14 protein-coding genes and 1 pseudogene are annotated in these 12,988 nt (G+C 63.0%); 10 read left to right on the top strand and 5 right to left on the bottom strand.

Features of this window, described 5'->3' with window-relative positions; all coding sequences use genetic code 11:
* Window positions 1-87: 87 nt before the first annotated feature.
* A pseudogene (locus BX591_RS37075) lies at window positions 88-165 on the bottom strand (heavy-metal-associated domain-containing protein); the annotation flags it as partial.
* Between the two features lie 160 nt (window positions 166-325).
* Between BX591_RS37075 and BX591_RS33490 the strand changes: the two are divergent.
* The 7 genes from BX591_RS33490 (at window position 326) to BX591_RS33460 (ending at window position 5,212) form a co-directional block, all read left to right on the top strand.
* Window positions 326-751, top strand: coding sequence for a hypothetical protein (locus BX591_RS33490; RefSeq protein WP_167444667.1), 426 nt, complete (start codon window positions 326-328; stop codon window positions 749-751).
* Window positions 752-841: 90 nt separating this feature from the next.
* Window positions 842-1,165 carry a hypothetical protein gene (locus BX591_RS33485; RefSeq protein WP_111935594.1) on the top strand — a complete coding sequence of 108 codons (324 nt, stop codon included), beginning with the start codon at window positions 842-844 and terminating at the stop codon, window positions 1,163-1,165.
* Window positions 1,166-1,173: 8 nt separating this feature from the next.
* On the top strand, window positions 1,174-2,616 hold the full coding sequence (locus tag BX591_RS33480; RefSeq protein WP_420849453.1) for a TolC family protein: 1,443 nt from the start codon (window positions 1,174-1,176) through the stop codon (window positions 2,614-2,616).
* 1 nt (window position 2,617) lies between these two features.
* Complete coding sequence (locus tag BX591_RS33475) at window positions 2,618-3,913, top strand: multicopper oxidase family protein (RefSeq protein WP_111935592.1); 1,296 nt, start codon at window positions 2,618-2,620, stop codon at window positions 3,911-3,913.
* Between the two features lie 178 nt (window positions 3,914-4,091).
* On the top strand, window positions 4,092-4,307 hold the full coding sequence (locus BX591_RS33470; protein ID WP_111935591.1) for a hypothetical protein: 216 nt from the start codon (window positions 4,092-4,094) through the stop codon (window positions 4,305-4,307).
* A gap of 1 nt (window position 4,308) precedes the next feature.
* Entirely contained in the window at window positions 4,309-4,662 is a 354-nt protein-coding gene (locus tag BX591_RS33465) for a hypothetical protein (RefSeq protein ID WP_244147190.1), read from the top strand.
* A gap of 142 nt (window positions 4,663-4,804) precedes the next feature.
* Window positions 4,805-5,212 (top strand): universal stress protein, encoded by a 408-nt coding sequence (locus BX591_RS33460; protein ID WP_420849452.1) that lies wholly within the window; start codon window positions 4,805-4,807, stop codon window positions 5,210-5,212.
* Window positions 5,213-5,334: 122 nt separating this feature from the next.
* Here the strand turns inward: BX591_RS33460 and BX591_RS33455 are convergent, their stop codons facing one another.
* The gene (locus BX591_RS33455; RefSeq protein ID WP_111935589.1) at window positions 5,335-5,952 is read right to left on the bottom strand and encodes an ABC transporter ATP-binding protein; all 618 of its coding nucleotides are present in this window, start codon (window positions 5,950-5,952) and stop codon (window positions 5,335-5,337) included.
* A 322-nt stretch (window positions 5,953-6,274) separates the two neighbouring features.
* On the opposite strand from BX591_RS33455, the gene BX591_RS33450 reads away from it, so the two are divergent.
* Complete coding sequence (locus BX591_RS33450) at window positions 6,275-7,585, top strand: MFS transporter (protein WP_111935588.1); 1,311 nt, start codon at window positions 6,275-6,277, stop codon at window positions 7,583-7,585.
* A gap of 22 nt (window positions 7,586-7,607) precedes the next feature.
* Here BX591_RS33450 and BX591_RS33445 read toward each other — a convergent pair whose 3' ends face one another.
* Window positions 7,608-8,642: a helix-turn-helix domain-containing protein gene (locus tag BX591_RS33445; RefSeq protein WP_111935602.1), complete on the bottom strand. Its 1,035-nt coding sequence runs from the start codon at window positions 8,640-8,642 to the stop codon at window positions 7,608-7,610.
* 153 nt (window positions 8,643-8,795) lie between these two features.
* Between BX591_RS33445 and BX591_RS33440 the strand changes: the two genes are divergently transcribed.
* Both BX591_RS33440 and BX591_RS33435 read left to right on the top strand, forming a co-directional pair.
* Window positions 8,796-9,245, top strand: a complete 450-nt coding sequence (locus BX591_RS33440; protein ID WP_244147189.1) for a hypothetical protein — start codon at window positions 8,796-8,798, stop codon at window positions 9,243-9,245.
* A gap of 527 nt (window positions 9,246-9,772) precedes the next feature.
* Entirely contained in the window at window positions 9,773-11,674 is a 1,902-nt protein-coding gene (locus BX591_RS33435) for an AAA family ATPase (RefSeq protein WP_111935587.1), read from the top strand.
* 14 nt (window positions 11,675-11,688) lie between these two features.
* Here BX591_RS33435 and BX591_RS33430 read toward each other — a convergent pair whose 3' ends face one another.
* Together BX591_RS33430 and BX591_RS33425 are read right to left on the bottom strand one after the other, a co-directional pair.
* Window positions 11,689-11,943, bottom strand: a complete 255-nt coding sequence (locus BX591_RS33430) for a hypothetical protein (protein ID WP_111935586.1) — start codon at window positions 11,941-11,943, stop codon at window positions 11,689-11,691.
* A gap of 105 nt (window positions 11,944-12,048) precedes the next feature.
* The gene (locus BX591_RS33425; RefSeq protein ID WP_111935585.1) at window positions 12,049-12,843 is read right to left on the bottom strand and encodes a TSUP family transporter; all 795 of its coding nucleotides are present in this window, start codon (window positions 12,841-12,843) and stop codon (window positions 12,049-12,051) included.
* Window positions 12,844-12,988: the final 145 nt, after the last annotated feature.

Below are 12,988 nucleotides of genomic sequence, written 5' to 3'. Positions count from 1 at the left end.
CATTGATGGCCGCAAAGGCAACCAAACGCACTGCGGCGGTCAGCAATCATGCGTCGCATTGCAATCTCCTCGGGTTTCCACACAGCCTGGGTCGAGTTGGGTCACCGCGCGTTTGATGGCATTGGCGCAACCGCCGCACGTCATATCCGGGATGTCGAATTCCATTTGCTGCCTCCAGTGAGTTCAATGAGTCGTCGATGAGTGTTCAGGACTCGATCGTGGACCTTCCCACTGCAGTAAGGTCAAGCGTATTGGTGGAACTCGTCGAGTGAGACACGCGCCGGGCCTTACAGTCGCCTTAATCAGCGTGCTAGACTCCGGACCCATGTCTTACTGGCGCAAACTCTTCATTGTCGTGCTGCTCGTGCTGAGCTTTCCGGTTCAGTCGTTCTCGGCCGTCTCCATGAAATGCGAACCCTCGCATGCTATCGGCGAGCGCGCGCCGGTGCGTCATGAGTCTGACGCGAGCCCGCTTCGTCATCACGATCACGCCGCGATGACGGCCGCGCAAGCCGGAGCGATGAATCGTAGCGTCCATCTTCCGCATCACGGCGGTGTGGGCGGCGAGCATCACGCGCACGCCTGCTCGACCTGCGCCGCTTGCTGTTTCGGCGGCGCGTTGCCGAATACCGTGGCGGCGTCCCTGTCGGTCGAGCCGATTCATTTCACCGTTCCCCTGCCTCCCGCTGCTCGTGTCGCGTCGTTTTTGACCGACGGCATCGAGCGGCCTCCACGCATCTCACTCGTCTAGTTCTGTCGCAGCCTCGTGCTGCGTGGTTCCCATTCGCTTCGGCGGCCCGGTGTATATAGGCCGCCCGGACGACATACGACGAGACAAATCATGCGAACGTTTATTGCGGCGCTGCTCGCCGCGACGGCAGGCTTGCCGCTGCTCGTGCACGCCCAAACCCACACTCCCGCTGTCATTCCCGACCCGGCAGATGCCGCCGCGTCGACGCCCGCGCTTGACGCGCCGTCTTTTTTCGCGGACTACGCGGGTTACCGCGAACCGGACGCGCCGAACTGGCAGGCGCTCAATCGCGCGGTCACCAAGCCGTCGTCCGGTAACGCCGGCATGCGTCACGACATGAAGCATTCGATGAACGGTAGCGCTGGCGACATGCACGACATGCACGGCGTTTCCCACGAGGAGCCGATGCAATGAATCGGCCCATGTTTCCCACTCCCCGGGTATTGGCCATTGCCGCTGCGGTTTTATTGCTCGCCGGTTGCACGACGTTTTCGAAAGACGGCGGATTCGCGACTGTTTCCAGCACAGCCTCGGAACGTCTCGGCAAAGACACCGCGTTAATCGCCACGGATCAGGACCGCAACGCGGTCGCCAAACGCACCGACGAACTGCTGGCCAAACCGCTCGACATGGACGACGCGGTCCAGATCGCGCTATTGAACAACCGCGGCCTGCAAGCCGCGTATAGCGAGCTAGGCATCGCCGAAGCGGATTGGGTTCAGGCGGGGCGGCTGCCGAATCCCGGCTTCTCCTTTAGCCGCGCGCACGGTGGCAGCGACCTCAGCATCAGCCGCACCTTCACGCTCGGCCTCATGAACCTGCTGACGATGCCGCTGGCTACGCGTATCGAAAGTCGGCGTTTCGAGCGGACCCGTTTGCTCGCGGCGGACACGATGCTGAAAGTCGCCGCCGACGCGCGACGCGCGTACATCGACGCGGTGGCGGCGAAGCAATCCGCGGCCTACGCGGTGCAGGTGACGGACGCGGCGCAAGCGAGCGCGGAGCTCGCGCTGCGGATGCAGCAAGCCGGCCATTTCAGCAAGCTGGACTACGCGCGCGAGCGGGCTTTCTACGCGGAGACCATGGCGCAAGGCGCGCGAGCGCAGCAAGTGGCGGTGGCGGCGCGAGAAAAGCTCACCCGCTCGATGGGCCTGTGGGGCTCGCAGGCGTCGCGCTATGTGCTGCCCGACCGCTTACCCGATCTGCCTCGGGCGCGTCCCGAGTTGCCCGATCTCGAACGCTTCGCCATGAGCCACCGCCTCGACATTCAGGCGGCGAAACTGCACACGCAAAGCGTTGCGAGTTCACTGGGCCTGAGCAAGACCACGCGTTTCATCAATGCGTTGGACGTCGGCTATCAGAACAATTTCACCACCTCCGACGGCCGTGAGCAGGGCTACGAAATCAACGTCGAGATTCCCGTGTTCGACTGGGGTGGCGCGAAGGTGGCGCGCGCCGAATCGATCTATCTGCAAGCGGTAAACCGGCTGGGCGAGACGGCGATCGACGCGCGTTCCGAGGTACGTGAAGCGTATTCCGCGTATACCAGCAACTACGAACTCGCCCGGCACTACCGCGACGAAGTCGTGCCGATCCGCAAAACCATTTCGGATGAACTGCTGCTTCGATACAACGGCATGCTTGCGAGCGTGTTCGAACTACTCGCCGATTCGCGCGAGCAGATCGGCGCGGTGAATGGCGCGATCGACGCACTGAAAGACTACTGGCTCGCCGAAACCGATCTCCAGCAAGCACTCGGCGGCCGGTTGCCGCCTGCCACGCTGGCGGCCACCCCTCTCTCACCGGCAACCTCTCTCTCACCGGCGACGCAAACCGCCTCAATCCATGAATCCAAAGGTCAATGACATGGTGACACGTCGACATTTTCTCGGCGGCTCGGGCGCCGCTTTGCTAGGCGCGGCGCTGGTCAGCAAGGCCGGCGCCGCGTCGTTGCCCGAAGCGCCCACGATGGCTACTGCCACGATGCAGCTGCCGCTCGCACCGGCCAATGGCCGGCCCTACACGCCGGTGGCCACGCTGAACGGCTGGTCGTTGCCGTGGCGCATGAAGAACGGCTGGAAAGAGTTTCATCTGATCGCCGAACCCGTGGTGCGCGAAATGGCGCCGGGCATGAGCGCGAATCTGTGGGGCTACAACGGCCAGGCGCCCGGCCCGACGATCGAGGCCGTGGAAGGCGACAAGGTGCGCATCTTCGTGACGAACCGCTTGCCGGAACACACCACGGTGCACTGGCACGGCATGCTGTTGCCGTGCGGCATGGACGGCGTGGGCGGTCTCACGCAGCCGCATATTCCGCCGGGTAAGACCTTCGTCTACGAGTTCCAGCTGGAGAAGCACGGCACCTTCATGTATCACCCGCACGCGGACGAAATGGTGCAGATGGCGATGGGCATGATGGGCACGTTCATCGTCCATCCGAAAGACCCGGGCGTGATGCGAGTGGATCGCGACTTCGTGTTCATCATGTCCGCGTACGACATCGACCCAGGCAGCTTCACGCCGCGCGTCAACGAGATGACCGACTTCAACCTGTGGACGTGGAATGCACGCGTGTTTCCGGGTATCGACGCGTTGCCGGTGCGTGCCGGCGACCGGGTGCGGATTCGCGTCGGCAATCTGACCATGACCAATCATCCGGTGCATCTGCACGGCTATCACTTCGAAGTGGTGGGCACGGACGGCGGCTGGATTCCGCCGTCCGCGCGCTGGCCCGAGGTGACGGCCGACGTCGCGGTCGGGCAGATGCGCGCGATCGAGTTCACCGCGAATCGCCCCGGCGATTGGGCGTTTCATTGCCACAAGTCGCATCACACCATGAATGCGATGGGGCACCAGGTGCCGAACCTGATCGGCGTGCCGCAGCAGGATCTCGCGCAGCGCATCAACAAGCTGGTGCCCGGCTACATGGCAATGGGCGCCACCGGCGGCGCGATGGGCGGCATGGAGATGCCGCTGCCCGACAACACGCTGCCGATGATGACCGGCACCGGTCCGTTCGGCGCGCTGGAAATGGGCGGCATGTTCAGCGTCGTGAAAGTGCGTGAGGGACTCGGGCGCGACGATTACCGCGATCCAGGCTGGTTCAGGCATCCAAAGGGCACGGTGGCCTATGAGTACACCGGCGAGTTGCCGGAAGATTGAAGCCGGACGTCGCCCGTTATCGATCGGCAACCTGTGATGCGGTGCCCATGCCAGGCGCTGGCTTTCACAGGTTTTTTACACCGCCGAGCGCTATCGTTGCCCGCTTTTTACGGCCTTTTCCGTATCGTCTGGGGTTGGCGGTTCGCCGCAACGACGATGAAATTTCGCTGGAGGCTGCATGGCATTCAAACAAACGAAGGGCAACGTAACCGTCGAGGCTTGCGTATTTCCCGCGCCGGGGCAGATGTTCAAAGGCGCACTGCGCGTCACGACCCGACGCGGCGACAAGGAGATTCAACAGGTGATCGGACGCGGCTGCGGCCGGCCGATGCATAGCGCCGCGCAAGCGCTCGAACTGGCCGAGGTCGAAGCGCGCCGGCTACTCGGAGTCTGACATGGCCGCGACACCGTCAAAACAGGCCATGATGTTTCGCGGAATGTGCAAGGTCGTGGCGATCGCCTTCGTCACCAACCAGGTGCTCACGACCATTTTCACGTATGTCGCGCAGCAACTCGATTCGGCGCTGCCTCACGACACGATCTGGTTGTTTAGCTGCGTGACCTGCGGACTGCTGACGCTCTGGCTGCAGTCCGACGCGCGGCGCGCGTTCGGTTTCGCGCGCGAGAAGGGCTTTGTCATGACCGGCGATGGCAAGCAGGCGTTGCGGATCGCGGAAGATTGCCCGAAGCGCTGGCTGGTGATTCTGCATATCGAGTTGAATCCTGCCGCGCTCCGGACATCACGCTAGCCCGAATGCCCGACTCGAGTCGGTGCCGGATAGCGCAATGCAAGATCATCGTTAAAAGCAGCCCATACTTTTACGCGCTTTTAACGCGGCATTGGATAAGCTCGTCATATCGAATAGCGGCCACGGGTGCCCCATGATACGAATGTTGATCCCTGTCCTCGACAACGGCGGCGCGATTGAAGCCGCACGTTACGCGGCATTCCTGTTTCTCGAGCGCGGCGTCAGCGAGGTGGAATTGCTGGAAGTGCTCGAACCCGTCGATCAGGGGAGGGCCGCTGCGTTTCACTCGCGTAGTTCGCTCGTGCGGGAAGAAAAGCGCGCCATGCTAAAAGCATTGATCGACGTCCGCACGATCCTTGAAGAAGCTGGTGTGCCGTATCACTGGAAACGCGTGTTCGGTCACCGCACCAAAGCGATCGCCGAATATGCGGCGCTCACGCAACCCGACGTGATGGTGATCGACGCCAGCCATATGAGCTTTTTCCGCAGGATGGTCACGCTCGCGGCGCTGGCGCGCCGCACCGTCACGCCCGTGACGATGGTGCACTAACCACGTAGCCGACGGTTATCAGTGAGCGTGCGTGTGTGCGATTGCGGCGTGCGCTATGCCTGGCGAACCGACCGCGTGCTCCCCAAACCGCCGATATACCGTCAGGCGGATTCTCGCCGTGCCTAACCCGCCAGATCGGAAAACCGGATGCTGGCCGCCTGGCAAGCTTCGGAAAAGACCGTGTCGTAGCTCGAGAAAAACACCGTGCAGGTTTCGCCCAGCATGCGGAATAATTCCACCAGCACCCCACGCGCGGAGGCGTCGAGTCCGCCGACCGGCTCATCCGCGATCAGCACGCTGGTTTCGCCCAACACGGACGCCGTGAGGAAAATCTTCTTGCGCGTGCCGAACGACATCTGCTCGAAGCGCTTGTCGAGATGCGGCGTCAGTCCGAAACGCTCGGCCAGATCCAGCGCGGCGGCGTCGAGCGTGGTTTTTCTCACCGTTGCGACGTCGTTCAGATACGCGCGACCGGTTTGATCCGGATACGTCATGCAGTCTTCCGGCACATACGTCAGCGCGGTTTGCGCGGCAAGCGACGCACCGCGCAACGCTTGACCACCAATCCAGACATCGCCGGAATCGGCTTCGATCGTGCCGGCCAGCACACCGAGCAGCGTGGATTTACCGCTGCCGGATTCGTCATTCAACGCGACGCAACCGGCCTGATTCTCGTAGTGCAGTCCCTGAAAAATGACACGTTCGCCGTAGCGCTTGCTGAGGTTGTCGAATCGGAGCATGGATTAAAACGGGAGTCGGAGAAGAAGGGCGCTTCGGTTGCCGGTGCGATGGCGAACCGGGTCGCTAGCGCGGCCTACTGTGCCGCGTCGTGCCGTACGGTCTCTTCATGAAGTCGGCGCCGCCATGGTGGCGCAAGTTTAGCAGCGCGGGCTGACGGCACGGGCGAATGGGCCTGCGAATTCTCGCCGGCACGACACGGCGAATCGCTTCACACGGCGTAAAGTTGCGCTACGTCGGGCCGTTAAAGAAGTAAAGTTCGTGTTTATTTCCTGCCTTCACGGATTTCCCTGACTTTCCCGCCGTCGCCACCGACCGTATCTCATGCAAATTGCTACCGGCAAAACGGCGCCGCCGAGCCGCGCCGAACTCAGGCGTATCGTCGCCGCCATCGTGATCGGCAACGGTTTCGTTGCGTACGACTTCACCGTTTATAGCTTCTCCGCCGTAATCATCGGCAATCTGTTTTTGCCGTCGCTCAACCCCGCGTCGTCGTTATTGCTCTCGCTCGCCACCTTCGGCGCGGGCTTCGTGATGCGTCCGCTCGGCGCGATCATGATCGGCCATATCGCCGACAGCCGTGGCCGCAAGGCAGGCCTCACGGTATCACTCACGCTGATGACGGTCGGCACGTGGCTGATTGCCTGTCTGCCGGACTACGCGTCGATCGGACCCGCCGCGACCGTGCTGATGGTCCTCGCGCGGCTGATGCAGGGGCTCGCGGCGGGCGGCGAGATCGGCCCCGCGTCGGCTTCGCTGATGGAATCGGCCGCTTACCGGCAGCGTTGTTTCATGGTGAGCTGGCGCGGCGCGAGCCAGGGCGCGGCCGCTTTCGCCGCCGCGCTGATCGGCGCGAGCACCACGATGCTGCTGACTCGTGCGGAAATGCACGCATGGGGCTGGCGGATTCCATTCGTGCTGGGCGGCCTGATCGGCCCGGTCGGCTGGTATCTGCGGCGCCGCATGCCGGCGGCCGCGCCGCAGAAACGCGCGCGGCTCTCGCCGGCGCGCCTGTTCGCCGAGCATCCGCGTGCGCTGGTCTGCGGCCTGCTGATGATGGCCGCGCCGTCGGTGGGGATTTACCTTACGGTGTTTTACATGCCGGCCTACCTGGTCCGTACACTGCAGCGGCCGCCGGCGATCAGCCTGTGGACTGCCTGCCTGTCCGGCCTCGTGATTCTCGTGGTGACGCCACTCTTTGCGCGCGCTGCCGACCGGCTCGCAAGCCGCAAGACGCTGCAATACGCGTCGCTCGCGGCGTCGCTCGTGCTGGCGTGGCCGGCGTTCTGGGCACTGACCCACGGCGCGGCCGATCTGGTTGCGCTCGCAATCATCACGGCTTACGTGGCGCTTGCCGTCAACAACGCCGGTCCGAGTTCGGTGCTGATGATGGAAGCGCTGCCGGTACACCGCCGCGCGGCGGGGCTGGCGGTGATTTACAGCTTCGGCGTGGTGCTGTTCGGCGGATTTTCGCCGTTCATCGTGACGTGGCTGATCGACCGGAGCGGCGATCCAATGGTGCCTGCGTGGTATCTGATGGGGGCGACGCTGCTGACGTTGGCCGCGTTGAAGGGGTTTCCCGAGCCGGCGAGATGCAACGCGTGCGCTGCCTGCCCGTCGCAACCGTCGGCTTGATGCCCGGATCGGCTCTTGACCGCTAGGCCGCGTTGCGCAATTGCAGGTCGAGCGCGCGCAGGCGCATGTCCTGCGGACTCATGTCGAAGGCGCGGCGGAACGCGCGGGTAAAGTCGGACGCGCTCTGAAAACCCAGCCCATAAGCGATTTCCGCGACCTGAAGGCCCGGAAAACGGACTAGTTCGTCCGCCGCCTCGCGCAACCGGCGGTTGCGGATCACCGCGCCGAGCCCGCCTTCGTGTTCGAACCAGCGATAAACCGTCGCGCGTTTCAATTGCAGCGCCTGAACCACGCTGCTGGGCGTGAGCTCGCTCTGATGCAGGTTCTTTTCGATGTAACGGCGCACCTGTCCCATCACGGCAGTCTGCAGCGCGGCTCGGCTCGCGCCGGTCAGCCGGGCTTGCTTGCCGAACGCGGCGACCAGCAATTGGCCGCCGGCCTGCAAGGCCTCGATTGCGCCGGCAGGGTCGAGCGTGGGGATTTCGCGGGCGAGCGCCGCCATGTGGTCGAGCACGAGGCCGGTCAGCGGTGAGCCCTGCTCGACGATGCGGCCGTGAATAGCCGGGCCGTCCAGCTCCTGTTCGACGATCGCGGCCGGCACGAACAGGCTCAGCAGCCGCGAGGCCGGGCGCTCGGCGCGAAACGGCTGATTCAGGTCGAACGCGACGATGCCCTGCACCGAGCCCGTGGCGCTGCGTTTCTTCTGCATGCCCGTGACGTGGCCGACTTCTCCTTCCACGAACAGTTGAAACACGTAGTCGCGCCGTCTATCCGTCGAGACGCGGGCCACCGAGCGCTCCAATTGCATCGAATCGGTGCGGCAGTCGGTAAACACCATGCCGCCCACCGCATATAAATCGATTTCACCGTGAAAACCGCCGTCAATCTGATCTGTCGAGGGCGGTGCGTCGACCACGTGCCCCACCCGCTCCCGCCACGCCAACGCCTGTTTTTGCGTGGCAAACCCGCGCGTGCTGAAACGGCTCGTGGAAATCGACGAGCGCGAATCGGCTGCGGCAGCCGCGGCCAGATGCGGGGGCAAGGAGCGCTGATTCATGAATAGCTTGCTGCGAACGGGAAAGGCAATGGCGGCGGGGGCGGCGGCGAGCAGGTATTTTTGCACACCATAGGCCAAAACTGAGACGTATGGTAAAGCGTGCCAAAAATTTTCGCTTATCGTCACATGATTAGATGCAGATCGTTTTCGCTGATGGCGCGGCTGATTGATCGACCGTTGCCCGTGCTGGAACCGCAGCTGCGCGTGAAGAAAGCGCCGTCCGCCATACGCGGCGCAATGGGCTCGAGGCCCATGCTTTGCCGGCTGGCATTTCACGGGGAACGAAAGATGAGTGGCACGAACAGGCGATCCGCCGCGCAACGCGGTGGTCTGCGTCCGTCCAGTCTGGTGGACAGTCAATTGCAGCATTTCGAGTGCGTGGTGGAGTTTGTGACGCGTGGGGACGCGTCCGGCGCGCAGCACACGCTCGACCACGAGTACTGGGAAAAGCGCATTCGTGCGCTGGAAGAGACTCACGAGTTGATCAACAGCCAGCGGCAGCGCATGGCGAGGTTGCTTGCGCGGCTGATGACTGAAGCGCAGATCGGCCGTCTGAGCCGCGAGAAAAAAGAGTCGCAAAGACCGGGGGCAGTAGCTGTGTAGTAGGGGACCAAACGATGCCCACGGGCATCGGTAGTACAAGTCGAGGAACCTGAGAGAAAAGTGGCGATGATGCGAACGGGCCCAGAGAGGCCCGTCGCACATCGACCCATCATTCGCCAATAACGGCACCGTGCCCTAATAAATAAAAGAATCACGCGTGCAGTAATTCCGACCGCTTTTAAATAGGGCGCGGACTAATAGTCACTATCCAGAATACGCGCTGAATTTAGCGCTGATAAACTGTGCGCCGGAGCAGGACGCCGGGCCTTTTCAGGCGCCGTTCGCTCCCTGAAATCCGGTTGCGGAAACCGCCGGATAGACGGTAGAAACAGGCTTTTTCCCCGATTTTGAATGCGCGCAAGCACGGCATACTAGCCCGTGTTCGAAGCGCAAAAAGGGACGCATGATTGGTTGTCCTGTCTTCCATTCATGCATGGTGTCGTATCGATCGATTCCCTCGCCAATCTCTACCCACCCGATTTTGATCAGTATCAGGGCTCGCCTGAGCCCGTTTTTGGAAGTGACTCATGAAGCCGGGAAAGAACTCACTTGAAAAAAAACGCGCACGCAAAATCGCCATGGCGATCGGGGCGGCGTTGATCGTGGCATTGCTCGCGTTCAGCGTATGGCATGTCCAGCGCGGCGCGCAGGCCGTGCCGGCGCTGACGGGCGTCGCGAAGCAGATGCGCCAGGACGCGTCCGCGTGGACTCATGAAGAGAAAGACGCCTCGCAAATGCTGCGCGATGTTCGCGATGGCAACGTTACGGCGGTCGGCGTGAGTCCCAGTGCCATTCTGGTGTCGAGACGCGACGGTGCGAAGTATTTCGTTACCGACCACAACGCGACCTTCTCGCACGCACTGCTGTTCGGTGAACCCAGTTCCAATCAGGCCGCCGCTTATCAACTCGTCTGGCTGCCGGACGCGGACATTCGCACGGGGGCGTCGCGCTGGATTCCGGTATTCGACCAGGTGCGCGACGCCATTAGCCTGTTGCTGCCGTTGCTGCTGATCGGCGGCATGGTGTGGTTCATGCGCCGCGAAATGCGCGGCGGCGCTTCGCTGCTCAACAAGGCGCCCACGCTACGCTTCGACGACGTGATCGGCGCCGGTGAGGCGAAGGCGGCGCTCGCCGATATTCGCGGTTATCTGTCCGACCCGAAGCAGTTCACGTCGATGGGCGTGCGCGCGCCGTGCGGCATTCTGATGGTGGGCGGTCCGGGCGTCGGCAAGACGCGGCTCGCGCAGGCGTTGGCCGGCGAGTGCGGCGCGAGCTTCATCTCGATCACGGGCAGCTATTTCAGCGCGAAGTACTACGGCGTCGGTATTCAGAAGGTCAAGCATCTGTTCGAACTGGCGCGCAAGAATGCGCCCACGGTGATCTTCATCGACGAAGCCGACGGTCTCGCCAAACGTACGGATACCGGCGGCGGTCCGGTTGAAGCGGAGAGCAACCGCATCATCAATCAACTGCTGGCGGAAATGGACGGCTTCGCGTCGAACGAAGGCGTCATCATCGTCGCGGCGACCAATCACCCCGACAATCTCGACGAAGCGTTGCGCCGGCCGGGCCGTTTCGATCGTACCGTGCAGGTTCGTTTGCCCGATCTCGAAGACCGCGCGAAGATTTTCCGCTTCTACGCGGAGCGTTTGAAATCGAAGTCCGCCGACATCGACTACGATCAACTCGCGCGTCTCACCACCGGTTTGTCGCCGGCAACGGTTGCCATGGTGGTGAACCAGGCGGGGTTGGTCGCGCGCAAGGCCGGCGACGTCGAAATCGCGTCGAAGCATTTCATGGAGGCGATCAAGATTGCCCGGATCGGCGACGTGAGCGGCGCCGAACGCGCCTTGAGCGAAGACGAACGCACACGCATCGCGGTGCATGAGGCGGGGCATGGGCTGGTCGCCGCGCTGCTCGGCACCGGCGTGCTGGAAGAGGTGACGATTCTGCCGCGCGGCGGCGCGTTAGGGGTTGCGCTGATCACCAAGGCGCAAGACAAACATCTTTATCGCGAGACCGAGATTCGCAACGAAATCCAGGTTTTGCTGGGCGGCCGTAACGCCGAAATCCTGCGGTTTTCCGAGGCATCGAGCGGGGCCGCGTCGGATTTGCAGGAAGCGTCGCGTATCAGTCTCGACATGGTGTCGAAGTTTGGGTTCAACCGCGACGGCGATTTGTTCAGCCTCGCCGCGCTGCCGTCGCAGTACGCGGGTCTGCAAATGAAGAGCGCGATTGAACACGCGAACGTGCTGCTCAAGGAATTGAACGAGTTGTGCTTTGGCCTGCTGCACGCGTATGAACCGGTGCTGCGTGCTATCGCCGACGAATTGCTGGAGCAGGAAACTGTTCCCGGAGAAACGGTTTACCGGTTAATCCGCGAACATAAAAGCACGCTGAAGATCGTGCATGAGCCGGCGGCGGCCTAACCGGTTTCCGCATTTCAGGCGAAGTCGGAAGGACCCGGCGATGGCACGCCGGCAGGCGTGTCGGTTTCGCCTAACGGGTTGCCGCCGTCGTCATCATCCCTGGCTGGCTGGGGCGTTTCACCTTTGGGCGGCAGCGGCTGATCGAGGCCCGGCTCGACGGGCGTGGGAATGGCGTCGCCGATGGGCTTGGAGACGTCCGTAGGTGGGCCGCCGGGGTCTTCCTCGGCACGGCGTTCGGGCTCGTTCGGAAACTCGCTCAGGTTGGTCATGACAGCGCTCCTGCTGATCGGGGCAATACCCATCGGTCAGCAAGGCGTGTACCAGACACATTCGTCTAACCCCCCGGCGCGGCCCGTGGCCGGATAAAAAACAACCTATAAAACCCCGGATTTCCAGATCATCTGCGCGGCGGCTGCCACGACGAACACCAGCACGAGCGCGCGGAAAGCCGCAGGTGGGAGCCGGTCGCGTAGCGGCCGCACCAGCACCATGCCCACGATCACCGGCACGCTCGCGCCCGCCGAAATCAGCAGATCGGTCCAACTCGCATGCGCGCCGCCGCTCAACGCGAGCACCAACGTAATGATCGACACCACCAGAATGATCGCGATCTGCTTGGTGAACGCTTTCCCCGTGGCGCCCGTGGCGATCAGATACATGGCCAGCAAGGGGCCCGGCACCGACGCAATGCTCTCCATCAAGGCCGCGCCGAAACCCAGCACGAACCCTGCGGGTTTCGCCCACGTCGGCGACAGCGTCAAACGCGGCGTGGCCAGCAGCAACAACGCGGCAATCATCAGAAACGCGCCCGCAGCCGCCTGCGCGCGATGCGGCGCCAGTGAAATCAGCACGCTCACCCCGACGATATTGCCGATCACCGTGCCGACCAGCGGCGCCGCGATGCGCCGCACCGTGGGCAACAGATTGCCGCCTTCCAGCGCCTGCGGGATATTGCCGAGAATGATCGGCATCGACAGCAGTAGTACCGCGCTTTTGATCGGCAGAAAGTGGCTCAGAATCGGCATCGCGACGAGCGGCACGCCGATGCTGACCACGCCCTTGACCATGCCGCCCAGCAACAGCGCGACGACGATACCCAGCAACGCGAAGAAATCGAGCGCCTGCAGGTTGGGGCCCAGCACGCCGTCGGCAAAATTGAAATGGAGCATGGTCGAGGTCCGCGAGCTGCCGCGCGCGGACGATCACCGGATGTCGCGCGGGCAGTGGCTTGTTGTTATCGGTCGGCCGGTTCGATGCCCGCGGAGTGCGCAAGAGAGAAAGCAGCCGTTCAGTGAGGCCGCATGATACCTCGCT

Source organism: Paraburkholderia bryophila (assembly GCF_003269035.1).
GTDB lineage: Bacteria > Pseudomonadota > Gammaproteobacteria > Burkholderiales > Burkholderiaceae > Paraburkholderia > Paraburkholderia bryophila.
This window is presented reverse-complemented; position numbering and strand designations above follow the sequence as displayed.